This is a genomic window from Mesorhizobium sp. L-2-11, from assembly GCF_016756595.1.
Classification (GTDB): domain Bacteria; phylum Pseudomonadota; class Alphaproteobacteria; order Rhizobiales; family Rhizobiaceae; genus Mesorhizobium.
This window is the reverse complement of record NZ_AP023257.1, coordinates 6,137,889-6,161,616: the sequence shown is the minus strand read 5'-3', so window position 1 is coordinate 6,161,616 and position 23,728 is coordinate 6,137,889. Positions and strand designations below refer to the sequence as shown.

19 protein-coding genes and 5 pseudogenes are annotated in these 23,728 nt (G+C 59.0%); 15 read left to right on the top strand and 9 right to left on the bottom strand.

Annotated features, from left to right (window positions below):
* The first annotated feature begins 25 nt into the window (after nucleotides 1–25).
* The 5 genes and pseudogenes from JG739_RS29310 to JG739_RS29290 all read left to right on the top strand — a co-directional run.
* Entirely contained in the window at nucleotides 26–1,216 is a 1,191-nt protein-coding gene (locus tag JG739_RS29310; RefSeq protein ID WP_202330433.1) for an AAA family ATPase, read from the top strand.
* 103 nt (nucleotides 1,217–1,319) lie between these two features.
* Nucleotides 1,320–3,251, top strand: coding sequence for a S8 family peptidase (locus JG739_RS29305; protein ID WP_244749995.1), 1,932 nt, complete (start codon nucleotides 1,320–1,322; stop codon nucleotides 3,249–3,251).
* A 51-nt stretch (nucleotides 3,252–3,302) separates the two neighbouring features.
* Nucleotides 3,303–3,689, top strand: a complete 387-nt coding sequence (locus JG739_RS29300; RefSeq protein ID WP_183445375.1) for a transposase — start codon at nucleotides 3,303–3,305, stop codon at nucleotides 3,687–3,689.
* Nucleotides 3,686–4,030: an IS66 family insertion sequence element accessory protein TnpB gene (gene tnpB / locus JG739_RS29295; protein ID WP_183445374.1), complete on the top strand. Its 345-nt coding sequence runs from the start codon at nucleotides 3,686–3,688 to the stop codon at nucleotides 4,028–4,030. The genes JG739_RS29300 and tnpB (JG739_RS29295) overlap by 4 nt, the downstream gene beginning before the upstream one ends.
* A 76-nt stretch (nucleotides 4,031–4,106) precedes the next feature.
* Nucleotides 4,107–4,844, top strand: a pseudogene (locus JG739_RS29290) (IS66 family transposase); the annotation flags it as partial.
* Nucleotides 4,845–4,856: 12 nt separating this feature from the next.
* Here the strand turns inward: JG739_RS29290 and tnpC (JG739_RS29285) are convergent.
* The 3 genes from tnpC (JG739_RS29285) to JG739_RS29275 all read right to left on the bottom strand — a co-directional run bounded on the left by tnpC (JG739_RS29285) (nucleotide 4,857) and on the right by JG739_RS29275 (nucleotide 7,301).
* On the bottom strand, nucleotides 4,857–6,497 hold the full coding sequence (gene tnpC / locus JG739_RS29285; protein ID WP_183445373.1) for an IS66 family transposase: 1,641 nt from the start codon (nucleotides 6,495–6,497) through the stop codon (nucleotides 4,857–4,859).
* A 76-nt stretch (nucleotides 6,498–6,573) separates the two neighbouring features.
* Entirely contained in the window at nucleotides 6,574–6,918 is a 345-nt protein-coding gene (tnpB, locus tag JG739_RS29280) for an IS66 family insertion sequence element accessory protein TnpB (RefSeq protein WP_183445374.1), read from the bottom strand.
* Nucleotides 6,915–7,301 carry a transposase gene (locus tag JG739_RS29275; RefSeq protein WP_183445375.1) on the bottom strand — a complete coding sequence of 129 codons (387 nt, stop codon included), beginning with the start codon at nucleotides 7,299–7,301 and terminating at the stop codon, nucleotides 6,915–6,917. Before JG739_RS29275 ends, tnpB (JG739_RS29280) begins: the two co-directional genes overlap by 4 nt.
* Before the next feature lie 78 nt (nucleotides 7,302–7,379).
* Here JG739_RS29275 and tnpC (JG739_RS29270) point away from each other — a divergent pair.
* The 7 genes and pseudogenes from tnpC (JG739_RS29270) to JG739_RS36470 all read left to right on the top strand — a co-directional run.
* A pseudogene (tnpC, locus tag JG739_RS29270) lies at nucleotides 7,380–8,285 on the top strand (IS66 family transposase); the annotation flags it as partial.
* 102 nt (nucleotides 8,286–8,387) lie between these two features.
* Entirely contained in the window at nucleotides 8,388–8,759 is a 372-nt protein-coding gene (locus JG739_RS29265; protein WP_202364462.1) for a hypothetical protein, read from the top strand.
* Between the two features lie 11 nt (nucleotides 8,760–8,770).
* Nucleotides 8,771–9,670 (top strand): hypothetical protein, encoded by a 900-nt coding sequence (locus tag JG739_RS29260; protein WP_202324016.1) that lies wholly within the window; start codon nucleotides 8,771–8,773, stop codon nucleotides 9,668–9,670.
* A gap of 654 nt (nucleotides 9,671–10,324) precedes the next feature.
* A complete protein-coding gene (locus tag JG739_RS29255; RefSeq protein WP_202324014.1) occupies nucleotides 10,325–11,503 on the top strand; it encodes a DUF6884 domain-containing protein in 1,179 nt (392 codons plus the stop codon).
* On the top strand, nucleotides 11,496–13,115 hold the full coding sequence (locus tag JG739_RS29250; protein WP_202330429.1) for an SIR2 family protein: 1,620 nt from the start codon (nucleotides 11,496–11,498) through the stop codon (nucleotides 13,113–13,115). Before JG739_RS29255 ends, JG739_RS29250 begins: the two co-directional genes overlap by 8 nt.
* A gap of 13 nt (nucleotides 13,116–13,128) precedes the next feature.
* Entirely contained in the window at nucleotides 13,129–13,572 is a 444-nt protein-coding gene (locus JG739_RS29245) for a nucleoside 2-deoxyribosyltransferase (RefSeq protein ID WP_202324009.1), read from the top strand.
* Between the two features lie 23 nt (nucleotides 13,573–13,595).
* Nucleotides 13,596–14,128, top strand: a pseudogene (locus tag JG739_RS36470) (DUF3363 domain-containing protein).
* A gap of 77 nt (nucleotides 14,129–14,205) precedes the next feature.
* Here the strand turns inward: JG739_RS36470 and JG739_RS29235 are convergent.
* From JG739_RS29235 to JG739_RS29220, 4 genes are all read right to left on the bottom strand, one after another.
* Nucleotides 14,206–15,753 (bottom strand): E2 ligase fold family C protein, encoded by a 1,548-nt coding sequence (locus JG739_RS29235; protein ID WP_202330428.1) that lies wholly within the window; start codon nucleotides 15,751–15,753, stop codon nucleotides 14,206–14,208.
* Nucleotides 15,754–15,983: 230 nt separating this feature from the next.
* Nucleotides 15,984–16,232, bottom strand: a complete 249-nt coding sequence (locus tag JG739_RS35640; RefSeq protein ID WP_244749622.1) for a hypothetical protein — start codon at nucleotides 16,230–16,232, stop codon at nucleotides 15,984–15,986.
* A gap of 8 nt (nucleotides 16,233–16,240) precedes the next feature.
* On the bottom strand, nucleotides 16,241–16,858 hold the full coding sequence (locus JG739_RS29225; protein WP_010913845.1) for a putative metal-binding protein: 618 nt from the start codon (nucleotides 16,856–16,858) through the stop codon (nucleotides 16,241–16,243).
* Nucleotides 16,851–17,135, bottom strand: coding sequence for a DUF2604 domain-containing protein (locus tag JG739_RS29220; RefSeq protein ID WP_202364461.1), 285 nt, complete (start codon nucleotides 17,133–17,135; stop codon nucleotides 16,851–16,853). Before JG739_RS29220 ends, JG739_RS29225 begins: the two co-directional genes overlap by 8 nt.
* A gap of 703 nt (nucleotides 17,136–17,838) precedes the next feature.
* Between JG739_RS29220 and JG739_RS29215 the strand changes: the two are divergent.
* The 3 genes and pseudogenes from JG739_RS29215 to JG739_RS29205 all read left to right on the top strand — a co-directional run.
* Nucleotides 17,839–18,621, top strand: a pseudogene (locus tag JG739_RS29215) (DUF1403 family protein); the annotation flags it as partial.
* A 252-nt stretch (nucleotides 18,622–18,873) separates the two neighbouring features.
* Nucleotides 18,874–19,580: pseudogene (scpB, locus tag JG739_RS29210) on the top strand (SMC-Scp complex subunit ScpB).
* A gap of 24 nt (nucleotides 19,581–19,604) precedes the next feature.
* Nucleotides 19,605–20,096 (top strand): hypothetical protein, encoded by a 492-nt coding sequence (locus tag JG739_RS29205; protein ID WP_202323995.1) that lies wholly within the window; start codon nucleotides 19,605–19,607, stop codon nucleotides 20,094–20,096.
* A 23-nt stretch (nucleotides 20,097–20,119) separates the two neighbouring features.
* Here the strand turns inward: JG739_RS29205 and JG739_RS29200 are convergent, their stop codons facing one another.
* Nucleotides 20,120–22,126, bottom strand: a complete 2,007-nt coding sequence (locus JG739_RS29200; RefSeq protein ID WP_202323994.1) for an ATP-binding protein — start codon at nucleotides 22,124–22,126, stop codon at nucleotides 20,120–20,122.
* Complete coding sequence (locus tag JG739_RS29195; protein WP_202323993.1) at nucleotides 22,123–23,463, bottom strand: SIR2 family protein; 1,341 nt, start codon at nucleotides 23,461–23,463, stop codon at nucleotides 22,123–22,125. The genes JG739_RS29200 and JG739_RS29195 overlap by 4 nt, the downstream gene beginning before the upstream one ends.
* Nucleotides 23,464–23,728: the final 265 nt, after the last annotated feature.

The window sequence follows — 23,728 nt, the reverse complement described above, 5'->3', positions numbered from 1 at the left end:
GAATGACAATAGGATCGTCAGGAGAGTGGCAGCTTTTTGCACCCTGCCTCTGGCGCTGGTTGCCAATTGGCTTATCATTAATGGGAAACAGCGCCGCATTGGGGACGAGTCGAGCGCGGAAGGTAACGGAACAATGGCGCGAACCGGCATCGCACGGAAGGATGACGATCTTGGCTTTTCCAGCGACCGTGCCTCGCTGCCGCTTCAGGCGCTTGTCGCCGAGGCGCGGGCCCAACAACAGAACGGAATCGCTGAGCGACTAGTCGACGCGATCGACGCAGATCGTAGGAAGAGGTCCAGTGCGCCGAGAATGCGTGAATACGCCATCCCGCCAGAATTGAGTGACGCACTGGTCGAGCTCAAGCCGAGCCGTAGGCTCAAGGATCTCGTCCTGGCACCGGAGACGTCGGGGGAAATCCAGGAATTCATTGACGAGTATTCGGAAATCGGATTGTTGCGGTCCCACGGTCTCGAGCCGCGGCATAAGGTGCTGTTGGTCGGGCCGCCCGGGACGGGCAAGACAAGTCTCGCTGAAATACTCTCGCACGAGCTGCGGCTGCCATTTTATGTCGTCCGGTATGACGGACTTATCGCCAGCTATCTCGGCGAGACCGCATCCCGCCTTCGCCGGCTCACTGATTTTGTCGCCGGGCAGTCCTGCGTGGTGTTTTTCGACGAATTCGACACGGTTGGCAAGGAACGGGGCGATACCCAGGAGACCGGAGAAATCAAGCGCGTCGTGAGTTCGCTTCTGTTGCAAATGGATGCGATACCCACGAACTGCGTGATTGTGTGCGCCACCAATCACCCCGAGCTCTTGGACCGTGCCGTGTGGAGGCGCTTCGAGCTTCGAGTGGACGTGCCACTTCCACGTCCGCAGGAAATATCCCAGTGGTTTCATCGGCTCCGGAAAGACTACGGTGACTCTATTGCCTTTATTGAGGAAAAATTCGTACGCACATTGAACGGTCTGAATTTCTCGGATATCGAAGCCTTCACTTTAGACGTGAGAAGGAAGGTCGTTTTGTCTCGCGGAAAACTTGCCGCCGACCAAGCGCTGCTTGAAGGTCTGGCCAAGCTCCGGCGGAAACGGTCAATTCGGGGGGGGGCTGAAGATAGTAGACCGGCCGATCATACGCATTCGCCGAAGCGAAAACGTGCTCAAGCGCTTAAAGGGGAGCCGAAAGGCTCGCTTCCCGAGGGCTCGCTCCTCTGAGGAACAATCCAGGAGGCTGGCTCCGGGCATCGCCCTCCTAAAGGAATCACTAGAAGCTGGGGCAACCACGAATGCAGCGTTCGCTTCTCCCGAACGTGCCTTGGTGTTCGAAACCATCGGTCCGGTCGAGCGGTTCGTTGCGGCCGCCGAGCAGCTTAGATTCGAGTGGCTGACCGAGGACTATGTCGGCTCAGACCCCGACCCTGTCACCGATGACGATGCGGACCAGGACGACGCGGGAGATGCCGACTCCGCTATGTCTCGCCTCTACCTCACCATGCCGACCGAAAACGGCATGCGCCAGCTGCTTGCCATGTGGCGGCGGTTCGAGTCGAAGCTATCGCCTCGCGAAGACGAAAAGGATTGGTGGAAAATATTCGGCTACCTTTCCAAAATCCGGGTGTGGAATGCTTCTGACAGGGTTGAACCGGCCACCCAGTTCTTCATCCACCGCCGTCTCGCGAAGGATCCGCAGGCGCCGGTGCGGCTTGAACTCGATCTGTGGTTCCACGAGAACGAGGAACTCCGCAAGAATGCGAAGCAGGCGCTCGAGGGCATTCTTTCAGCGGTGGGTGGCCGGATTGTCGATTTCGTGACGATCGAGCCCATCCGGTACCAAGTGGCACTGATTGAGGTCCCGGCCCAACAGGCTAGCGCGATTAGTTCCCGCACCGGGCGCTTGGCCAATGCCGACCCGATCATGTCGATCCGTCCCCAGTCGCTATACGCCACCAGGCCCCTCTCCGAGCCGGATTCTGCGGTGACTAGCCTGCGTGAGGGCACAAATGACGGACTGCGTCCCGCGGTGGCCGCGATCCTGGATGGATACCCAATGCAGAACCACCGCCTTCTGGATGGGCGGGTGGATGTCATCGAGGTTGACGTGTCGAGCGCCTGGGTTCCCGTCGCTCGGCGATATCATGGTACTGCGATTGCTTCCCTGATCATCCACGGCGATCTAGCAAATGGAGAGGCGCCACTGACGAGAAGCCTCAAGGCGGTTCCCGTCCTGGCCGCACCCCAGCATCTCAATGACGAGCGTACGCACCAGGACCTTCTTCCTATCGGCATCATCTATCGGGCGGTCTTTGCCCTGAAGGACGAGCACCAGCAGGCTGGGCCGGCGGGGCCCGATGTCCTGATCATCAATCACTCGATCTGTGACGCAGAAGGGCCTTTCGTGCGTCGGCCAACTCCCTGGGCGCGACTGCTTGACTGGCTATCGCACAAATACGGCATCCTGTTCGTCGTCAGCGCCGGAAATATAACAGCACGGTTTCCCTCCGGATATCCGGATCAGGCATCGTTCAACGCAGCTTCGCCCCTGGAACGACAGATCGCGCTCATTCGTGCGGTCGAGGCAAGCAAGGGCATTCGCGGTCTGCTCAGCCCTGCCGAGGCCATGAATGTCCTAAGCGTGGGTGCCGTGCATGCGGACGGGGCGGGCGCCTGCCCTTCGGACACTATCGACCCGTTCGCGCCGATTGGCGTTCCAAATCTCGGATCGGCGATCGGCCCCGGGATCAACCGTTCACTCAAGCCGGATATTGTGGACATTGGAGGTCGGCAGGTCGCAAGGGCGGCCGATCACGCCGATGGGCACCTCGTCTGGCCGGACGAGATCGGACACATTGGCCTGGAGACGGCAGCACCCGACCCTTCGGCAGGATCTGTTACGCGTACCCGTCGCTCGACCGGTACGAGCAACGCAGCAGCTCTCGTAACGCGTTCGGGTATCCAGATTGTCGACGCTCTTGAGGAGGTGCTGGCCGAAGACGGGGTCAGCCTGCGGGATTTCAAACGGGCGGCTCTCGCCACGAAAGCATTGCTGGTGCACGGCTCCCAGTGGGGCGATGCCGGTACCTTGCTGGACGCCTCTTATCCACCGCCGGGCACGAAACAATGGCGGCGGCGCAGGGCAACGGTCACGAAATTCCTAGGATACGGCAAGCCGACGGTCGAGCGGGTGATATCAGGTGCGGTCAACCGTGTCACCCTGCTTGCCGATGGTAAGCGCGTAGGCGTCCCCACGTAGCGTGCAGGCGGTTGATCGCTCATTTTCAGCATGAATCATGCGGAGAATCCTATGAGCGACAGTATGAGCCATCATCGAACATTCGAGATTTTGACGGCGGAGCCTGTGCCGTCCCGACGCAAGCCGCGCCATCGGTCGGACGAAGAGAAGGCACGGCTTGTCGCCGAAGCGTTCTCGCCAGGGGGCAATGTCTCGGCGGTTGCGCGTTCCGAGGGGCTGGACCCCTCGCAGCTCTATGCGTGGCGCCGCAAGGCGCTTTCGTCGGGCATGGTTGCGCCACTGACGGAGGGAGCGAGCAAGCCGGCGAAGTTCACGCGCTTTGAAGCGGTGGGCAGCGACACGGTGGAAATCGTCATTGGCGACGCAGTGGTGCGCGCCGGCGGCGATGTCGATCCCGATCGCCTGGCGAGGATCATCCGCGCGGTTCGTAAGGCATGATCGCTTCCGGTGTGGTGGTTTACGTGTCGTGCCAGCCGGTCGACTTCCGCAAGGGCGCGGCATCTTTGATGGCGCTGGTCAGGGATGGCGGCCTGGACCCATTCTCGGGGGCACTTCACGTATTCCGTTCGAAGCGTGCGGACCGGGTTCGCATCGTGTGGTGGGACGGCAGCGGGGTTTGTCTTTATTCGAAGACTCTGGAAGATCACAGCTTCTGCTGGCCGGGGATATCGGCCGCGCGCATGCGTCTCGACCACGCCCAGTTGATGGCGCTTCTGGCCGGACTGGACTGGAAAAAGATTCGTCCGGCCAGGGTCAGGCGGCCGTTATCGACGGGCTGAAACCGGCCTGCGGCAAGATGAATCATGCGGCTGGAACGGTTGGGAAAGCGGCTGTTTTTGTGCTCTGTTGCTTGCCATGGTTCTACCGGGTCTTGCCCTTCCCGACGACGTTGATGCGCTGAAGGCGATGATCCTTTCCATGGCTCGCGAGCAGGCTGCAAGCGAGGCCCGGATCGCAGTCGCCGACGCTCGGATCGCAGCATCTGAGGCGGAGGTCGCCCGGCTGAAAGCTGTCGAGAAAAGCGCCAGCGAGCGGATCGCCAATCTCACGTCAATCCTGAAAGTTTTACAGCGCACGCAACATGGCACGCGTTCCGAGCGGCTACGCCTGGCCATCGACGACGAGCAGGCCTCCTTTGCCTTCGAAGAGGTCGAGACCGGCCTTTCGGAAATCCGGAGCGAACTCGACCGCGCGGTCGGGAACAAGCCGAAGCGCGCCCCGCGTCCGCGCAAGGGCTTTGCTGCCCACCTCGAACGCATCGAGGAGGTCGTCGAGCCGGAAATCCCGGCCGACTGCGAGGGGCTTGAAAAGGTTCTGATCGGCGAGGATCGATCCGAGCGGCTGGACGTCGTGCCGCCGAAGTTCCAGGTCATCGTCACGCGCCGTCCCAAATACGCCTTCCGGGGCCGTGACGGCGTGGTCCAGGCTCTGGCGCCGGCGCACATCATCGAAAGCGGGCTGCCGACGGAGCGGCTGCTCGCCTATATCGCCGTCTCCAAATACGCCGACGGCCTCCCGCTTTATCGGCAGGAGGCGATCTATCTGCGCGACGGCGTCGAGATCAGCCGGTCGTTGATGGCGCAGTGGATGGGGCATCGTAAGCGGTCAGCCGATAACGTCAGGCCTAAAGTTCCAAGGCATGAGCATTTCGATTTCGGATGCCGGCCAGCCTTGAGCGATGCGGGTCAAGGTCTGCGAGAGCCAGTCGAGCGGATCGACGCTGTTCATTTTGCAGGTTTGCAGCAAGGTGGCTACCGTCGCCCAGGTTCGTCCACCGCCGTGGCTGCCGGCGAATAGACTATTCTTTCGCGTGATCGTCTGGGGCCTGATTGCACGCTCGACGATATTGGAGTCGATTTCGATGCGACCGTCCATCAGAAAGCGTTCCAGCGCCTCCCGCCGGGTGAGCGCGTAGCGGATCGCCTCGGCGGTCTTGGATTTTCCGGAGACCTTGCCCAGTTCCGCTTCCCATAGATCGAAGAGGCTCGCGACAATGGCCACGGACTTTTCCTGACGTAGCGCGGCGCGGCTTCCGGCATCCTTGCCGCGGACCTCGTCCTCGACCTTCCACAATTCGGTCATGGCGATGATCGAATCCGTCGCGGCCTGCGAGACCCCGCTGATGTGCAGGTCGTAGAATTTGCGCCGCAGGTGAGCCCAGCACCCGGCGAGCCGGATTGTTTCATTGCTGCCGGCTTTGGCCCGTGCCTTGACCAGGTTGGTATAGGCCGAGTAGCCATCCACTTGCAGGATACCGCTGAATCCGGCGAGGTGGCGCGCCACGCAATCCGCACCTCTGCTGTCTTCAAAACGATAGGCAACCATTGGCGGACTGGTTCCGCCATAGGGTCGGTCATCCCGTGCGTAGGCCCACAACCAGGCTTTCGTGGTTTTCCCGGAACCAGGGGCAAGGGTGGGCAAGGTCGTCTCGTCGGCGAAGACCCTTTCGCCCTCCTTGATGCGCTCCAGTATGTAATCAGCAAGCATCTGCAGCTCGAAGCCCAGATGCCCCATCCACTGCGCCATCAACGACCGGCTGATCTCGACGCCGTCGCGCAGATAGATCGCCTCCTGCCGATAAAGCGGGAGGCCGTCGGCGTATTTGGAGACGGCGATATAGGCGAGCAGCCGCTCCGTCGGCAGCCCGCTTTCGATGATGTGCGCCGGCGCCAGAGCCTGGACCACGCCGTCACGGCCCCGGAAGGCGTATTTGGGACGGCGCGTGACGATGACCTGGAACTTCGGCGGCACGACGTCCAGCCGCTCGGATCGATCCTCGCCGATCAGAACCTTTTCAAGCCCCTCGCAGTCGGCCGGGATTTCCGGCTCGACGACCTCCTCGATGCGTTCGAGGTGGGCAGCAAAGCCCTTGCGCGGACGCGGGGCGCGCTTCGGCTTGTTCCCGACCGCGCGGTCGAGTTCGCTCCGGATTTCCGAAAGGCCGGTCTCGACCTCTTCGAAGGCAAAGGAGGCCTGCTCGTCGTCGATGGCCAGGCGTAGCCGCTCGGAACGCGTGCCATGTTGCGTGCGCTGTAAAACTTTCAGGATTGACGTGAGATTGGCGATCCGCTCGCTGGCGCTTTTCTCGACAGCTTTCAGCCGGGCGACCTCCGCCTCAGATGCTGCGATCCGAGCGTCGGCGACTGCGATCCGGGCCTCGCTTGCAGCCTGCTCGCGAGCCATGGAAAGGATCATCGCCTTCAGCGCATCAACGTCGTCGGGAAGGGCAAGACCCGGTAGAACCATGGCAAGCAACAGAGCACAAAAACAGCCGCTTTCCCAACCGTTCCAGCCGCATGATTCATCTTGCCGCAGGCCGGTTTCAGCCCGTCGATAACGGCCGCCTGACCCTGGCCGGACGAATCTTTTTCCAGTCCAGTCCGGCCAGAAGCGCCATCAACTGGGCGTGGTCGAGACGCATGCGCGCGGCCGATATCCCCGGCCAGCAGAAGCTGTGATCTTCCAGAGTCTTCGAATAAAGACAAACCCCGCTGCCGTCCCACCACACGATGCGAACCCGGTCCGCACGCTTCGAACGGAATACGTGAAGTGCCCCCGAGAATGGGTCCAGGCCGCCATCCCTGACCAGCGCCATCAAAGATGCCGCGCCCTTGCGGAAGTCGACCGGCTGGCACGACACGTAAACCACCACACCGGAAGCGATCATGCCTTACGAACCGCGCGGATGATCCTCGCCAGGCGATCGGGATCGACATCGCCGCCGGCGCGCACCACTGCGTCGCCAATGACGATTTCCACCGTGTCGCTGCCCACCGCTTCAAAGCGCGTGAACTTCGCCGGCTTGCTCGCTCCCTCCGTCAGTGGCGCAACCATGCCCGACGAAAGCGCCTTGCGGCGCCACGCATAGAGCTGCGAGGGGTCCAGCCCCTCGGAACGCGCAACCGCCGAGACATTGCCCCCTGGCGAGAACGCTTCGGCGACAAGCCGTGCCTTCTCTTCGTCCGACCGATGGCGCGGCTTGCGTCGGGACGGCACAGGCTCCGCCGTCAAAATCTCGAATGTTCGATGATGGCTCATACTGTCGCTCATAGGATTCTCCGCATGATTCATGCTGAAAATGAGCGATCAACCGCCTGCACGCTACGTGGGGACGCCTACGCGCTTACGGGGCATCTGGGCTTCGAGCTGCAGATGCTTGCTGATTACATACTGGAGCGCATCAAGGAGGGCGAAAGGGTCTTCGCCGACGAGACGACCTTGCCCACCCTTGCCCCTGGTTCCGGGAAAACCACGAAAGCCTGGTTGTGGGCCTACGCACGGGATGACCGACCCTATGGCGGAACCAGTCCGCCAATGGTTGCCTATCGTTTTGAAGACAGCAGAGGTGCGGATTGCGTGGCGCGCCACCTCGCCGGATTCAGCGGTATCCTGCAAGTGGATGGCTACTCGGCCTATACCAACCTGGTCAAGGCACGGGCCAAAGCCGGCAGCAATGAAACAATCCGGCTCGCCGGGTGCTGGGCTCACCTGCGGCGCAAATTCTACGACCTGCACATCAGCGGGGTCTCGCAGGCCGCGACGGATTCGATCATCGCCATGACCGAATTGTGGAAGGTCGAGGACGAGGTCCGCGGCAAGGATGCCGGAAGCCGCGCCGCGCTACGTCAGGAAAAGTCCGTGGCCATTGTCGCGAGCCTCTTCGATCTATGGGAAGCGGAACTGGGCAAGGTCTCCGGAAAATCCAAGACCGCCGAGGCGATCCGCTACGCGCTCACCCGGCGGGAGGCGCTGGAACGCTTTCTGATGGACGGTCGCATCGAAATCGACTCCAATATCGTCGAGCGTGCAATCAGGCCCCAGACGATCACGCGAAAGAATAGTCTATTCGCCGGCAGCCACGGCGGTGGACGAACCTGGGCGACGGTAGCCACCTTGCTGCAAACCTGCAAAATGAACAGCGTCGATCCGCTCGACTGGCTCTCGCAGACCTTGACCCGCATCGCTCAAGGCTGGCCGGCATCCGAAATCGAAATGCTCATGCCTTGGAACTTTAGGCCTGACGTTATCGGCTGACCGCTTACTGCCGATGATGAGATCAGCCACGAGCAGCTTCACGAGTATCGCATTCCAATCCCAACCGGCATGATCCGCTCAAGGGAGATCCGTAGGATCACTATGACGCTCGCATGGCTACCCCCGATCCATCCAACCTCCATCGCCTATCGGGGTGTGATGCTGGACGTCGTCGATCAGGACGGAAAGCGTAAGTTCTGGCGAGGTGTGAAGACGATCATGCAGCCCCATCCGGATGATATAAGGCGCGGAACCGTGGCGCACTTCATCCTTGAGGGGAGCAACAGCACTGCCTTCATGGACTCCAGCGGGCTGTTCATAGGAGTCCAGGCGCGCGCCAACCACCGGAATTTCCAGCAGGCTGCGGTTCCCTATGCACTCGCGGTGACGTTGGAAGTCGGCGCCACCGTGCGGGAGGATATTTACGCCTCCGTTCGCGAGGCCATCCGGCCAAGGCCGCGCGTACGTGCTTGAAAGGGGACCGAATGGAATTCGACAAATCAGATTGCATCGGAGCCAAGCATCCTTTGGAGATCGCCGCCTATCTGGAGGAAATCGGCGATCACGAAGCGGCTTCCCGTTTCCATCAGCTGGGGGCTCGAAGTCAGGCGATCAGCGTTCCCTTCTTCACCAACGACCAATGGGCTAACACTGGCGCGGCGATCGGGTTCATTCCCGAGAATGGATCTTCGGCGGGAGATAGACTGGACATCGTTCACGCAACGTCGATGGCGCCCGATGAAAGGCTCCAAGGCGCGAGTTTGAAAATCACCCTCGATCGGTTCTACGTTCACAACTATCCGGGGTCCGGCCGCCACGAGATACTGTGCGAATTTACGGGGAAGAACCAAGCTGGGAGCAAGTCGGAGGAGATGCGCTTTGCCTTGAAGACCATCGCCACTGACGGCAGCGCAGCCCCGTTGCTAAGCTTGCCCATCTTCGTCGGAGTGAACGTTGGCAACGACGGCCTGAGCTTCGAAGGGCGCACCATCAACGTTCGCAGCGGCGGAACCGACATGCTGGTGGAAGCGCTGGATAACTCTGCTTTCAAGGAAGGGCTATCGCTTCTGACCACCGCGCAGCCCGTGCTCGTGCCCTTCGTTCAGCTCGCCAAGGGCGTTGTTCGTGCGATCGAGAAGCAAGGCAACAACCGGCCTGTCTTTTCATTCGGTCTGGGCTTGGATTTCTCAAAAACGGCCACTTCCGCCAAATTGCGGTTAGGCTCATATGTCGTTGTGCAGACAAATGAGGTCGGCTGGAATTGGAGCGATTTCGTCTTTAGCAGGCAGAGCGGAACTGTCGCTCCCAAGCTCAGCGGCGCTTCCCCCATCGCTCTCAATTACATGATCTTTGGGGTCACACGAGCCGGTCAAGCAGCGCCTTGAGCGTCCAGGGGGGAACATGATTCAATGCAGCAAAATCACCGAGTCGTGTGAGAAGCTGTGCTCGATCATGTCCTATGATGACTCTATTGACGGATTTGGCAAGACGGGTTTGAGCGTCCGAGAATCCGCATCTCTCCTCGGCAGGAAACCCAATTCCATCTCCAAGAGTCGTAAGCTTGACGAGGTGCTGGACTGTCTGGGGGGCATCGCCACGTTGCCGGCTGAGCTGCCTATCCTCGATGTTCACGTCAGCCCGGTTTTCGCACGAGTAGGCCTATCGGCTAAGAAGCCACGCGGCGCGGCAGCCTCGGCAAGTTCGGTGGCGACAAACAGATCGGCTGTAGTTAGGTGCATGGGAATTGCCCCCGATCTTACACGCACACGGACGCAGCCCAGTGCTCCTTGGCAGTACGCGAGCCTTACCAAAAAGCCATATGGCGCTGGCACTGCTGTTTATCACAGGCTTGTTCAGCTTAAGGTCGGTCGATCACTGCGTGATAGCCATGATGTAGACGCCGCAAGGATTCGTCGAATCATTGTCGATCGGACCCCGGTGGCGTTAACGGCTGGTCTGGTCCTTTGTCGACTCGCTCTTGCCAAGCCATTCCACAGCATGAAAGCCGCGGATGATCCTGCAGCCAGAGGATTGGCGTGATGCAGGGCGAACTGTTCGAGCCTCCGACAATGCTTCTCCGAGAAGCTGTGCTCGGTCGCAACGGCGTCGTTCCACTCATTGTCATTGGCTGCGGCCGAAAGAAGCGCCAAGAAGCCGCCCCCGCAGATCAGCTCTATACTTCGGACCGATTCAAAAGTTGCATCAATCTTGTTCGATCGCTCGGCGCGCCGTACGCAATTTTGTCGGGCAAACACGGGATCGTCGCGGGCGAGATGGTTATCGCTCCGTATGATCTCAATCTCCCCGATCTGCCTGAAGCCAATCAACGCGATTGGGCTGAGCAGGTGCTTGATGCGCTTGCTGCTCGTGCCGAAAGCAGGCAGGTGACGCTGCTTGCTGCTAACGAATACAGTATGCCGTTGCTGGAGCTGAACAGGGCCAGGGTCTCTCCGTTGGATATCGTCGCGCCCTGGTTGGGCCTTGAATACTCTGACCACGCCATTTGGCTAGCGGAAGCAAAACGAATGGCGGCAAGGATACAGGACCTGGATCGGCTCTATAATTGGATTGGTGAAGAGCGCATAGCGGACCGTGTGTTCTCGTTCAGGGAACTTTCGTCGAGATCCGTGCCAAAACGCGGGGTCTACATATTCCTGGACGGCGCCGAACGGAACTTCCGAGGCGCTGGTTTCCGAGTGGTGCGGATCGGTACCCACGCAGTTAGCGCTGGCTCGCAGGCTTCCCTGCGGGGTCGATTGCGCAATCACCTGGGACCTTCCAGTCAGATCGGCAACCATCGTGGCTCCATCTTCCGTCTGCACATTGGTAGAGCGATGCTGGAGGCCGGCCCCGGCCATGGCAGCCTTGCGACTTGGGGTGAGGGTCAGGACGCTCGCCCCGAGGTGAAGAGTTTGGAGATTGCGCATGAGCTTGCGGTCTCACGATATCTTCAGGATTTAGAGGTGGTTCTGCTTGAAGTTGATGACAAACCTAGCAAGGAAAGCTTGCGCGCTAAGGTTGAGATGCAGTTGATTGCGCTTTTTAGCGAATCGATGCGGATAATTGATTATCCCGGTCCTGACTGGCTTGGCCTCAAATCTCCTGTAGCACATATCCGCCAATCTGGATTATGGAACATCCGTGGGGTCGGGGGAAAATATGATCCAGCAGCAGCGGGCTCAGTCGCCTCGATATTTCGAGGTCTGAATAATGGTTAGTGACCTTCATGCCGCCATCGCGCGACAGCCGCGTCTCCCGCGATTTTTGTGCCACCTCTACCAAAGGCTGAGACTGCAACGGCTGAACCTGGTGACGGGAGCCGGAATTTCAATCGACGCCAAGGTGCCCGGGTGGCAGGATCTATTGAAAAGGCTTGCGGAGATTCAGGGCGGCCTCCCTGATGATTTAGCAGCACACGTTGCGGCGGGACTCCAACCTGAATATCTCGGACAGATCATCTATCATCGCTTCAGGGGGGCATGTCCTGTCACGGAGCCGGCAGAGCTTAGGTCCGCAACGGTCGAATATGAATGGGGCGACGCTATTCACAAGGCGATCTATGAGAAGGTCCCGCAAACAATCGCCGAGGTCATACAAACGCATCCCTATCTCGCACAGCTGCGTGATCTGTCTCGCAAAGTATCACTGGTAATAAATTTCAACTTCGACGATCTTCTGGCTGATGCGATAGGGGAGCAGGTAAAGCAAAGCGCTTTTGGCAGCGAGTCCGGTAACGCCCTAAGCGTCACTTGGCAACCGCCTCTTACCGATCGAGGGAATCTGACGACAGTTTATCACGTCAATGGAATATTGCCCCGTGTCAGCCTTAAGAAGCGCAGCCCCCAACTGATATTCACGGAAGATTCTTTCGCGGATGCTCGTGCACGTTCCCCCGGTGTCAGTTCCGAGTATCTGTTCCTTCGCTTTGTTCAAAACACAATGCTGTTGATTGGTCATTCGCTTGCCGATAGCTCACTCAAAAATTACCTACGCCTCAACCGGGATAAGAGCCCAGCTAACCATCACTATATGATATACTGGATTAAGGAAGAAGGGGTCCTATCAGAGGCGCGAAGACAGGACATATTCGAGGCCAATCTCGAGCTCTATAACTTGGTAACGATATTTCTCACGTCTGCTGAGATCAGAGATTTTCTCGATATTCTTAATCTTGATGAAAGAGGGTTCAGCGAAACCGTGGAAACGCTTGGAAAGGATCGGCGCTCTCGGTATCACTATTATATAGTGGGGCCTGTCGCCTCCGGGAAATCGACATTGCTCGAGCACTTGCGATGCTTTCAAACACACGAAGAATGGACACGGCCACCTCCTCGTGAAATGTATATGGCGTCAAGTAAGATCACTGAAGATCAGCAGAAAATCGTAGATCAATTCATATATTCGGAACTGAAGGAGAAGAATCGCCGTATGCATGCGGCGACGGCGGGGCTTCATTTTATGGATCGTGCCCCTTTGGATCTTTATGCCTTCTCTAAAGGCGATGACGAGAACAAGGTAAAGTCTCATGCATTGCGCGATCTAGTAACTCGCGATCAGCCTCTTCAGAAAGGAGAGATCATTTTTATCGAGGCGGACTCCAAGACGCTAGTGAAGCGAAATATGGCGCGAGGTCGCCCTCCGGAGGAGGCGGGCAAGCAACCCTATTTTGATGCACAGACTATGACCCTCAAAATGATCTACAATCCGTCGTTTGTCCTCTCAACCGATGAGAACAGTCCAGGTGACGTTGCTCGCAAGGTGGCTCGGCACGTTCTATTCGAGGAATATGAACCGACCGAGCTCAACACGATTATCGCCCGCTATGAATGATGCTCGAACGTCCATGCGTATCTATCTGGCAGCGCCACTGTTCAATGACATTGAGCGCAGCTTCAATGAGCGGCTGACAAGCCTTCTTGAGCCTATGGCGCACGTTTTTCTTCCTCAACGCGACGGAAAGCTCATGCGCGATCTAGTCGATGGAGGGATGCCATTGGAGGCTGCGAGGCAATTGGTGTTTGAGGCGGACATCAATGCGATTAGGAGGTGCAATTATATCGTTGCTGTACTGGACGGTCGCACGATTGATGAAGGCGTGGCATTTGAAATTGGCTACGGTCGGGCGCTCAACAAGGTGTGCCTTGGTCTCAAGACCGATGATCGCACATTGCTACCCTCCGGCGACAATCCCATGATTATTGCAGGATGCAAGAAGATTTTTGCTAACACCATCGAACTCGTTGCTTGGTTACGCGGGGGATTTCTCTCGGCACGCGACGCAGGTTGAAGGGGCGGCACGCTACCCGAGTCATGATGGCGGGGTGTTCGTCGATCCGCAAAGAGGCGCATCACGCTGCGGATTCGCTGGAGCGACAGGTCAGCTTTGACGGCGCCACCTGGATTGACCAGCCGCTCGTTGCCGACCGACCGGAGGCCTTGCGCAACTCCGGCTTTGGCGGTGAGGTACGGGAAGCGCAAGTCCGCCGGCGGCAGTGGCTGATCGCGCAAGGCCTCGCGCATGAAGAGCAGAATCGGTCCGTCTACCGCGCCAACATGCTTGCGATGTTGCCAGCGCGAGCTGAACCGTGTTGCCGGGCAGCTGTCGGAGGAACTTGGACTGCCTTGTGTCGAAGCCCGGTCTGGAGAACGAGTAGAGGGTACGCTACGCCGGTCCGTCGAGCTCGCCAGCGGAAAATATGCCGTCGTTGAAAAGTCGCGAATTCACGCTGGTACCATGGCGGCCGGTGCTCGAGCGGCACATCGGCAAGAAGGTGTCCGGGATCGTGAGCGGGGAGGGGATATCATGGACGATAGGTCGGCAGAGGAGCGGGCCCAGCGTGTAGTTCGCCCTCGTCACGAGCACAAGCCGCCGGCCCTGGGATCTAGATATCCGCGTCTGCTTAGGGGGCGGAGACATCGCCTAGCTGTTCAACGCGCTTGCCGTATTTGCGTATTTGCGCCTGTAAGCGGCAATGAAATCGTCATCGCTACAGATGCAGCGGCCGCTGGAATCCTTGGCCTTCGGATCGTGCAAGCGGGAGCCAAGTGGGCGCAGAAGATTCACCCGAGTGCTCGTCGTCGGGCCCACGGGAAAACCCGCGCTGTGTTTGACGAGCTCGGCGGCAAGCATAATCCCGGCAAGCGCTGACTGGAAGGCCATCGGAACCACGGTTCGAACGCGGCGACTTCCATCACTGAGCTGGAACACCAGACCGCCGCAGATAGCCTGCTGATAAAAGGAACGCAGGGGCTGGCCAACAAACGGGGCTAGCGGTTCAAACGGCACAGCCATCGCTGTAGCCACCCGAACTACAAAGTCGTTGGGAACTCCGGCATTGGTCTGCAGGAGCGTTTTCACCTGCTCGTGTGCTTCCGGTATTCCGAGTTCCTCGGCAATCAGCTGGTGCTCGTCCTTGGATTTCCCGGACGGCAGGTACATGCAACAAAGGCAAGCTTGGCCGTCATCGAACCCGTGCCGCGAGATGCCGAGGTCGTGCTCCTGCGTCCAGGCATTCGCGATCCATCGGGGCAGAGCACCTTGGACCGCCAGACGGTCGGCGGCGGTGTCAAGCGCCACACCCACTCGGTCGAAGACCCAGTCGCCGTGGCGCGCAACATATTCTGCCCACGTCAGCGGGTGCGCCTCGACCCCAATGGCCGTCGATCTAAGGGCGGTGGCTGCAAGAACCGCCTTGGACATGCCAATCTCCGCCTGGCCGGCCAATACGTAGCGCTGCAGGTTTGAGAGTTCGATTGCTTCGTGATCGATTACATGCAGACGACCCGTGAGACCGGGTTGTCTCGCTAGCGCCCAAAGCGAGCCATGGCCTATCGCACCGAGCCCAACGAGGTGCGTTTCGCCAAGGTCGACAGGTATGTCGATCGGGCCTGCCTCGCCGGCTTTGGTCTTGTCGTAGCTGTATAACGAGAGGTCGATGGTTTCGTCTAACTCGGCGCGGGTCAGCTGGGCGGCGAAGATGGTTCGAAAGACGTTGGCGGCGCCGAAGCAACTGGCGGCGCCAGCTCCATAGGGCAGCAAACTCGAGCCGGAGCCCACCGGGTCCGTACGCGACAGCTTTGCCGCCCAACCGTCCGATCCCATGAAAAAGGTCGGGCACCGGAGTGGTGGGCGCGTCACCCCTGCAACTACGCAGATGGTGGCAGACTTGCCGGAACGCCGGATGCCAACTTTTGGATTTATCGACTTTGCCAAGCGCTCCAGCGCTTGGGCTTGAAAGCTTGCCGCGCTGCCCAGCGGGAGTATCGCCAGAACTGGATAGAGCCTGGCGAGCAACCTCACCGCAAGATCTAGTGTCGCCTGGCCTTCGGCGCAGGAAGCGGCTTGATCGTCAAAGGCGACGGCCACGACCTGCTTTTCAAGAGCTGCTTTAAAGTCCTCCAGATGAAAATCGGCTAGGACCTGAGATGCCGCCGTGGCGGCGCGGTCGATGAAGTTAGCGAGTGCCATTGTTCAACTCGTTATTGTGATCATTCGCGACAGTGCCGCGGAAGGGAGCGCATTCCAGTTGGCTTTTCCGTCGAGCCGATAGGCGGCGACTCGAGCAAAATCGAAAGGCTCGCGGGCGAAATTCGGCACTACCAGCGACAGACACCCAACCGTGGTAGCAACCGCATAAGCATCGTCGGTCGTCGAATGGTAGGCTCGGCCCGGATGGCTATGGATCTGGGCCAAGAGTTTCAGGCCGCTATTGTAGAGCCAGACATAAGCCGGTGCAGTTCCTCGGCCGGAACCATCACGCAAACACCATCGCCCGTCCGAATGTGACGCTGCGCCGGGAGCACGGTCTCTGTTACGGCAAAATGCTGGTCTTGCTGAACGCCGACCCAGAGCGCCATCCCCTCATTGCCTTCGCGACCAACCGAGCGCAGATGCGCATGCACAGTCGAGATGCAGTGGCGCGGGAGCGTCACGGTCGTTACATCCATCAAAACGCTCATTCCGGGATGGCGGATGGGGGTACTACCATCGCTCCCACTGAGATTTGGAACTGATACTGTATCTGCTCCACGGGGCCGGTCCCGTACTTGATGATCTTGTCCAGGATAAAGGCCAAACAGCCTTCGCCAGAACCCCGGTGGAGAAGCCATGAGTCACCTGAATGGGCTGGATTGTCGTGGTATTCCCGGACGCCTGCCATGCACAGGAATGGCGTATGTTCCGCACTGTTGGCCTGGAGGAAGTCCGCTAGCGACAGAGCTTTCTGCTGCATGAGGACCGAAATCATATCCGGTGGGGTTCCGGGTAGATGCGGTCGTCTGAGCATACTTAGCAGTAAATCCTTGCGGGCAACCGGCCGGCGGGTAAAGGGGTCGACGAAGACTACCGACGGAGGTCGGAGGTCGTAATTGGAGAAGTCGATCTCGACAGCTGCACCGATTATCTGTGGCCTTATCTTGGGCGGTGCGAAGATGAAGAAGGCAGTAGGGAATCTCGCCTCGATCAGGAAACAACCCTGAGCCCGGTAAGCGCCCGCTTGTGTTTGGAACCAGCCGATCTGCCGATCGAATTTCGCTCGCGAGACCGCAGGGTCCACAGTCTGGATTTCAGGCACCTGCTACACCCGCCTTCAGGCTGAGGAACAGGGTCACAATGTTCGCGAAACCGAAATCGCCAACTTTTTTGTCAACGTCGAGCAGGTTGCCGTCCTCATCCTTGAATTCCCAATTCTCGGCCGGCTGGGCGACGTTCTGCGTGTTCTCAAGGGCTTTGGCACGAACGACGTGAAGCGGCTGGTTGGGATTGGCTTCGACCTGCGTGGGCTGGCCGTTCACCACCACCGTGATCTCGATCTTGCCGCCGTGATCGCCCTTACCCGAATCCTTCGACATTTGTCCTACTCCTGTGGCTTGCCAACCGGCCCCAGGCGCTTGTGCCCACCTGCTAGTGAGACCGGCGATCTTCAATCGTCCACTCGGCGCCACGGGCCGCGAGTACGCAAAAGACAGGGGATAAGCTACCGAATCGGTGCTACCTTCTTTTATGCGTGACTTGAGCGGCAAGTAAACGGGCTGAAATTGCGCTTCACAACTATAATCGATTAGAGCAATACGAAAATATTGGCGATACACCTATTTCATGTGCTCTTTCACGCGCCTGCTCCACTGACAGCCCCCGTGCAAGTCCGCCTGCCGGTATGATTTCAGGTTCGATTGGGCGGGCGCTGTGACCGTTTGGCTGCGGCGGCTTCTAGCCGCTGCAATCTTGACGGAGGGTTTATCGAATAGGCAATCACGTGGAGCTTTAGAGCTGGTGATCCGAGCTCGGCCTATTCGAAAGGTGGCTCGGAAGCAGGTCGCCGTGACCAACTCCGGGTACCGGGATAGTCGCGACGAGAAGACGGGACTGTCCGGATTGACGTGAGTGGCTGCACCGAACCGTCGTCCGGGTGTGCCCGAAGAGTGATGTTATCCAGCTAACTTGTTGCGAGTGGAAGAGTAGAGTTAAGCAACTGATAATGCAACATTATCATTCGTTTTGCGCTTCCGACAGGTGCAGCGCTTTTTGCCTATTTTCGTTGCTAAAAGCGCCGTCATGATTCATCCTGCTTGCAATGATTCTGCGCCCCAAATCTCTCTCGCGCCACCCCGGCACGCTTCTTGGCGCGGCAGCCGTTACTCCACCGCCGTCCCGACCTGGCTGCGCCGGTCCGTCCCGGATGCGCAAGGCCTTGCGGGAAAAGATGTTGACGACGTCGCGTTCGCCGCCGGCGCCGCCATCGGCGCGCTCGATGCTGTGGTCCGCCGGCAGGAGCGGTGGGCCGGCGCCTGGCGGCAGCGGCTGGCAATTTCGGCGGCCGCGGCAACTGCAAAGCAGGCCGGCCGCGTCGAGGATGAAAGCGCGGTGCGCGACGCCGTGTTGCTCACACGACCGGGCGACAATGTCGGTCCCGCCGGCCTTTTCCTTCTTGCTTGGCGGCGGCTGGCATCTCGCCCAGCGGACGATCTGCTGACGGAGAAAAACCTCGCCGCGGTGCTGGAAGATCTCGGTCTCACGCGCGGTGACGAGGTGGTCAGCGATCTGACGGACGATCTCCGACAGCTTGCCGCCAACGCTGGGACGGTCGAAACGCTGGTCGGAGCATTCGCGGCTGCGGAGCGTTACGGCTTCGGGCGCGTTCTCGGAGCTTGGCTTGCCGATGTCTTGCTCGCGCAGCGGCTAGGTTGGACACATGCAGTCCCTTTGTTGGGCGGCGAGGCTACCTTAGTTGTGGGTACGAGCCGGCCGCGTCGACCAGTGACTGCCGTTCTAGCAGCGGGTGCCGAAACGGAGGGCGGGACCAAAAGTCTGCAGGCCGCGCAAGCGCGCGCTGCGCTGCGCGCCATTGATCTTTTCGCCGAACTCGAGCGCCGTGCGGACCGGCTGCTTGCCGTTGCCGAAACTCAGAGCCAAGGCGGCGGGTGCTGTCGTCGAAAAGCTCTTGTCCGACGACGCGATCATTGCCTCAGAAAACATCGCTGGAATGAGCGACCGCGGATTGCGCCGCCTGTTCGACCGGCTGGTCGAGCTCGGTGCCGTGCGCGAGCTGTCCGGTCGTCCCACGTTCCGCATCTACGGGCTGTGACGATCATGGCGGAGGCAGCGCGCAGGCGAGGGGGGAGCCGGTCAGATGACCGTCGATCAGCTGATCAGCTGTTTGACCGGGAACTGGATCACCTGCCGCCGGAGGCCCGCTGGCGCGAATGGATGCATCGCGTCGAGGCAGCGATTTTTGCGGCCAGCGAGCCAGTCAACCGCGAAATGCTCGCCCGGATCGTCGGAAAAAGCTGCAGCATTGATCTCCTCATCGACGACATCCGCGAGGAGCTGCGCGGTCGACCCTATGATCTGGTTTCGGTCGCCGGCGGCTGGAAACATTTGACCCGGCCTGCCTATGCAGACGCCATCCGCGCTGCTGTAGGTGGAAGTGGAAAGACGGCCGACCTTACGCAGTCGGAGGTTTTGGTCTGATGTGCATCGGCTACTTCCAGCCGATCACCCGCGCCGAACTGTCGTCTTTCTTCGGCAAGGAGATCAGTCGCGATTTTATTGGTCATCTGCGCGGTGCCGGCCTGATCGCTTCCGGTCCGCGCAGCCTAACGCCGGGCGCGCCCTACACCTATGTGACGACAAAAGAATTCCTGCTGGAGTTCGGGCTCGACACGCTGCGCGACCTGCCGGATTTCGAGGCGCTCGAGGATGCCGGACTGCTGTCGAAGGAGAAGCTGCTGGCTGGTGACATCATGCCAGACTTTTCCGGCAGCCAGCAGGACGTCGGCGTCGAGATAGAGGAATAGGTTTGTCGGAGGGGGAGGGGATCGATGACTGGGAAGTGGTCGCGATCGGGAATTCCGCATAAGGGCTGGACCTGCGTCAATGTCGAGGATCTCGATGAACCGTCTGAGATCTGCGAAATGTGCGAAACCCAAGAGATCAGATACGTCCATTATATGACTCATCCTGACCATGCCGAAATGCTCGGCGTGGGATGTGTCTGTGCGGAGAAGATGGAGCAGGACTACGAGGCACCGCGAATGCGCGAACGTGCGCTCCGCAGTGCTGCTCACCGCCGACGCAATTGGCTCCTGCGCAAGTGGCGCGTCTCGCACGCTGGCAACAGCTATTTGAATACCGACGGGCTGAACATTTCCATATACCGAAAAGGATCGGACAGTTGGGGCGGCCGGATCCTGGAGCGCTCATCCGGCCGATCCGTGGAGTCTCGAAGGCGCTATGCTACCGAAGCCGCGGCAAAACTCGGCGCATTCGATGGAATGATCTTCTTGAAAACGAAAGGCTGGCCAAAGACATAGAGCTCCTCAGTATTCGGCTAGTGTCACACTAGATCTGAGAATACGTCATCCGGATCGGGTACGAGCGGGGCGAGTCGGATGTTCGCTCGGCGACCTTCCTCGTGGAACCAGAGATCAACTATTTTGGTGTCGTCGCTGGATGGCCGGGGAGACGCGTCCCTGACGCGGAACGTCGTCGGCAAATTCACGGATGTTCCGAACACCAACGCGTGCTGCTTGGGGAGGGATGGCAACCGTTTGAGAACCGCGTCGGAAATAAATGGAGTCATCTGACGGATTTGCGACAGGTCGTCTGGGTTCTGAATGCGGTGAACGACAAAGTTGGAGCACTGAGACAACACGGTTTTTGAAAGCTCACTTGGCCTCTGTGATGCTACCATGAGGAACATACCGTACTTGCGACCCTCCTTGGCTATCCGCTCAAAAACCTTCGCTGCGTCCAACGCATAACGGGAGGGTGTGGAGGCAATATAGCGATGAGCCTCTTCAAGCAGCAAGTGAACTGGGAAACGGTTACGCGGATCGGCTTGCCGCAGCAGCCTAAACGTCATGCGTGCGAGAACCGAGCAGAAAAGCTCGACGACGTCATCCGATACGGCGTTCATATCGACGATCACGACCTGACTGGTCTTAGTCAGGCCACTGCCCTTCGCGGTCAGCCCGAGGATTCGGGCTAGGAATTCGCTCTGACCTTCACCGGCTTGCCCCCCGACTGGCAGTGAGTGGCGCAGAAATTCATACTCCCGACGCTCCTCAAGCGATTTCAGGCGGGTGACCATCTGCGAGCAGTAGTCACGTATCTGGCGGTTGCCGTGTGCCTCCTCGTAAAGGATGGCGAGATCCATTGCCTCTCCTAGTGAGCGGAAATCGAAAGGGATGTTTTCGTAATCCGGCAGCTTCAACTCGTCGATAACAAAGGCATTCTCGCCGACGAGAAAGTCGTCTAAACCTTGGGCATCAGCCAGCTGACCGTAGCTAATTGCAATGAAAGGTTGGATGGATTGCAGATTGATTTCACCAGTGTTGAATCGCTGGAGGATGCCAACTATCCGGTCATGCTTGGACGGACTACTGGAATCGTCGCGCACGATCTGCGTGATACATTTGGCAAGGATGTGGTTCTTCACGCCGCCGAGATCGTTGGCACCAGCTTCTGAGAACATCGTTGAAAGGCCAAGCGCCATGCGCAGTATGGGTACCTGCGTGCGTTCGCTGGCCTGGAGCAGCAGTTCCCACTCTGAAAGATCCAAGAACCAATGGGGCAAGCGGAAGCCAGTGGCTGTGCCATCGAGTACGACCCGGTCGATCCCAATACCGCCTGGCTTTGCCAGTGGTTCTAGCGCCTGCCGATACTCGCCGTTGACGTCGAACACCACGAACGTGGCGCCCCGGGCATGATGTTCGTCCGGTTTTTCAAAAAGCGCCTGAAGAATCGAAGCGACTGTGCACGACTTTCCGCTTCCCGTGTTGCCAAGCACTGCGACGTGACCACCGAAGAAATCGTCGAGGCGGACCTTCACCGCATAGTCCTCGAACACCACGGACTGACCGATGCTTAAAACACGAAAGCGGGTGGCTTTCGCCGGCACACAGATTTGCCCGTCAGGTCCGATGCCGGCCTCAACCTCGGTTTTCGTCTCAAATATCCGGTCGAGTTCGCTGTCGAGGGCATACAATGCGTCCGCGTAGAGCGAAGGGAAGACCGAGACACCGAACCGGAATTTTCCATCGCCCGAAGCAGGCAACATGCCGACGGGCACGACATCGAGGAATTTCGCCGATCCTGCTTTGTCGAGGTCGCCTCTCGAGGATGCAGCAACATCACGTTCGCGCAGCCCCACAACCTCAGCGACAACATATTCGGCGTGAGTCGGTATCATCAGGAACGAGCCCAAACGTGCGACGTAGTGCACGTCGTCAAAGCCCACGACCGTGAAGTTGTCGGTTCCCGCGTGCATCTCGACCACGAACCTGTCTGCTGCCACTGACGTGACCTTGCCTACCGCCCGTTTGCGATCGTCGTGACTCATTCGGTATCGCCCTTGTCCGGAGCCAATTCCTTCATCACCTTGCGAACGGCGTCGTCGATACGCTCGCTTGGCCGCTGAGGCATGAACCGATCGACCATCGTGTCGAAATAATGTGCCCTTGTACCCGGCTCCGGACCGTCGCCACCGATTATCCAGATCCGCGGATCACCAAGGGCGCGCAGTTTGGCAATCTCTCCGGGTGCGTCCGGTGATGCAAAGATAATCAACCGAAAGGTCGGTATTGTCAGCGCCTGGTAAATGATGTTGTTCAGGTGCTCATCGCCGAACCCGTAGCCCGAAGTCACAAGCACGCTTTGCTCGCGGACGATGCGCGACTGGAATTCGCGAAAAAGGTCGGCATATGGTGACCCTAGACTCGAGTTCTGCTTTGCGGGCGTGGGAAAGATCATCATCTTGGCGCTGCCGTCGGCCGGCCACTTCTCACGGATTGGGAACAGGCCGTGATCGTCTTCTGTCCAGCTGATCGATCCGTGTAACTTGCACAGGTAGACAAACGCATCGACCGCCGACCATTTGCGGTTTGAAAGATCGAGCTGCTCAGCCAAGGCGTAGCGAAATGTGGAGGGATTGAAACGGCGCTCTATGATGCCGGAGAAACCGTTGGCATAGGGAATGCCGAGGCGGTCCATCGCCGTTTCATTGAACAGATCATAATTCGTAGTGAACACCCATGGCCGGGGTAGGCTTCGGTCGCGCAACACTAATTTTCGGTAGAACTTCTCATAGAGGTCGCGGACAGCTGTATCTCCCTTCGCGAAAGCACCGTCAGTGCACCGTTCCCAGAGGAATGCCTGGACCTTGTTGATTACCTCCGTCAGCTCCTTGGCTCGCGCCCAATGGGATGATTTCGCGCTGCGTTGGGAGACGAAACGAAGACTGTGCAATACCTCCATCAAGCGCTCAAGGTTGCGAGCGTACTCATCTTCCAGTTCGACGCCCGCCTCTTGGAGAATGGCTACTTCTTCTTTGGTTAGAAGCCAGTCAGGCGGCTCTACAGGGGGCACGTCGGCGCTGCCTTCGCCCAACAGATCCTCGTCTTCCGCAGCCTGCTGTGCGGCTGCCAACGCTTGGGTGGTAGTGTTGCAAAATATCTCAGCGAGGGGCTGCATGGTTGAGATGCCTCGCTCCTCTCCGTCGACACGCAACGAGGAGCAGCCAGCGCCCAACAGGAACGCAACGTTGCGCGCGTTCAGGGCATCGGCGATGCCCTTTTGAACTGTCTCGACTCCTTGGGACCAATCTATGTTGGCAGGTGTCGAATCGCCGTTGCGGACAATCTGGAATTGGCGCCGCGGCGCCACATCCTCGTCAGCCATCCCTCTTCTTCCCCCATATATGCGAGCACCAAGAATATGCCGCAGTAGTGGCCCACCGTTCAAATTAAAGCAAAGATGATTTGTAACGACTGGCAGGTCAGCACCTGCAAACTACGCTGCTTTGAAGCGATCAGCTGCTGAAAGCCCTCGCGTGAGCGGCTCCGCTTCGGGCCAACGATAGATGTCCCCGCGCAGAAACCGAAGTTCGTCACATCAGACCATCCTCAGCCTCCGGTGCAACATTAGGCTGTTTCCGCGCAGGCCG